At 34.3% G+C, this 1,718-nt stretch carries 5 protein-coding genes; all 5 read left to right on the top strand.

The annotated features are described in order from the left end of the window. Positions 1 to 186: hypothetical protein (locus ACTWQB_RS17215; RefSeq protein WP_443140387.1), on the top strand; the 186-nt coding region annotated here is incomplete at its 5' end. Between the two features lie 12 nt (positions 187 to 198). Further along, positions 199 to 609 carry a hypothetical protein gene (locus ACTWQB_RS17210; protein ID WP_443140386.1) on the top strand — a complete coding sequence of 137 codons (411 nt, stop codon included), beginning with the start codon at positions 199 to 201 and terminating at the stop codon, positions 607 to 609. Between the two features lie 20 nt (positions 610 to 629). Continuing rightward, complete coding sequence (locus tag ACTWQB_RS17205; RefSeq protein ID WP_443140385.1) at positions 630 to 1,187, top strand: hypothetical protein; 558 nt, start codon at positions 630 to 632, stop codon at positions 1,185 to 1,187. A 106-nt stretch (positions 1,188 to 1,293) separates the two neighbouring features. Then, positions 1,294 to 1,443, top strand: a complete 150-nt coding sequence (locus ACTWQB_RS17200) for a hypothetical protein (protein ID WP_443140384.1) — start codon at positions 1,294 to 1,296, stop codon at positions 1,441 to 1,443. A gap of 2 nt (positions 1,444 to 1,445) precedes the next feature. After that, the coding region (locus ACTWQB_RS17195; RefSeq protein ID WP_443140383.1) for a hypothetical protein at positions 1,446 to 1,718 on the top strand (273 nt) is incomplete at its 3' end.

Below are 1,718 nucleotides of genomic sequence, written 5' to 3'. Positions count from 1 at the left end.
CCGTATTATATGCTTGATTTAATGAGGGGATTATTATTAGAAAGCCCCATCTTATCTATTGCGATAATAATTGCCTTGTATTACGTTTTGAAAATTAAACGAGTTATTATGCTAACTACATTAACTCTTTTAAGTATTTTAGTTGTAACTAAATGGGTGATGTACGTAGTTAATAAACTCAAATAGAAGGTGATTATATTGACCAAAGGTTTAAATATACGTGAGGGAAAAACATTAAACGTCGGTGAGAAAGTCGAAGTCTATTATAACCTTCATAAAGGTGGCTTCTCGATCTTATCTAGGGATAAGAATAATCCAGATAAGAACAAGGTTGTGGCTTATGCTGATTTTGTCACATTGGCCAATGCGACGTTTCATATTAACAGCAATAAACTTAAACAAATCATTCGTGATCAACGAAAAACGGTCTATGCGGTTGTAAGAGGTTATTTAGTAAATACAGATCCCATTAATAATAGTCATCATCGAAAGGGCTATTGTAATCCTTACAAGACAGGCAAATTCGTTGATTGGGAAACGAAAGAAGAATTAGGAGAGGCAAAAGAAGTTCATTTTTACGATAAGTATTTTTCTTATACGACTAAATAATAAACAAGGAGAGGATTAGAATGACGAATGAATTACTCGTTCAACATCTAACGGCAGATGATTTAGAATTTCTAAACAAGCTAGGAAAGGAATTAAAAACACAAGACAACCGTGCGACTCGTAAACCGGTGATTGTTAAAGTGTCTGAAAGGGAGAAAGAGCTTTACCTAGATCCTAACGAGTATAGTGAGTGTCTATTAATTGGACCTACCAAACATAACGTGAGATTTTTTGATTGGAGCCTTAATACTGAGGGCAAACGGTTACAAATGACCGCTATTAAAGAAGGTTGTCGGTTATGGTTTAGGCTTAATGACCAGGAGGTTGAAAACATCCAATCTTTAGAAGATGTACGCAACATCTGTGAACAACACGACTGGTATTTTGCTCATACGGGCTATGAATATCGAGAAAAGGTTGAAAAACACTTTTTAACTATTCAGGAAGCAGAAGAGTTTATTAATTCAGGTTCGTATCGTTATAAAGATACTCAGTTGTTCATTGAATCAGCTCATGAATCTGAAGAAATGAGAAGACTTCTTGAAATTGTAGAAAAGTTTGGTGATGATATTGAGTAATTTCACACCGACAGGTTTTAAAAAACCTTTTGCATGCTGTGCCCATTATCACATATGTGATATGGGTAGCCAGCCATGTGTATATAAAGAGAAAGATCCAATAACTATGGAAAACTGTATTGCGTATAAGCGTAATAACAGTCGTACAAAAAAACAACCAAAAGTTGATCATCATGATGTTCCTGAAAATGGTATAATAACCCAGGATGCAGATGGACAACTTTCATTATTTTCATTAAATAACGAGGAGGAGTAATCATGAAAAAACTATTAACACTCATATTAGCAGCGATTTTATTAATTAACATGTCGATTATGACTTCAGCTGAAGAAAGTAGAGAAAGGTGCGAAATGACCATTGATGCAAATGTACATGACTGGAACAACAAAGTAACAGCACCAAGTCCTTGCAATAATGTTAGTGGTTATTATGATGATTTTGGTGGAAATTTCACTATAATTGGCTCAGTTACAATGACAGTAGAGAAAAATGGTCAAGAATTTGAAGTTTCTCATCCAAAACATAATCCA

It is taken from the genome of Piscibacillus sp. B03, assembly GCF_052246295.1.
Taxonomy (GTDB): domain Bacteria; phylum Bacillota; class Bacilli; order Bacillales; family Alkalibacillaceae; genus Piscibacillus.
This window is presented reverse-complemented; position numbering and strand designations above follow the sequence as displayed.

Bases quoted from the DNA above. Each gene is read 5' to 3' on its own strand.
- ACTWQB_RS17200 (WP_443140384.1), top strand. From the start codon at position 1,294: ATGGAAAACTGTATTGCGTATAAGCGTAATAACAGTCGTACAAAAAAA.
- ACTWQB_RS17205 (WP_443140385.1), top strand. From the start codon at position 630: ATGACGAATGAATTACTCGTTCAACATCTAACGGCAGATGATTTAGAA.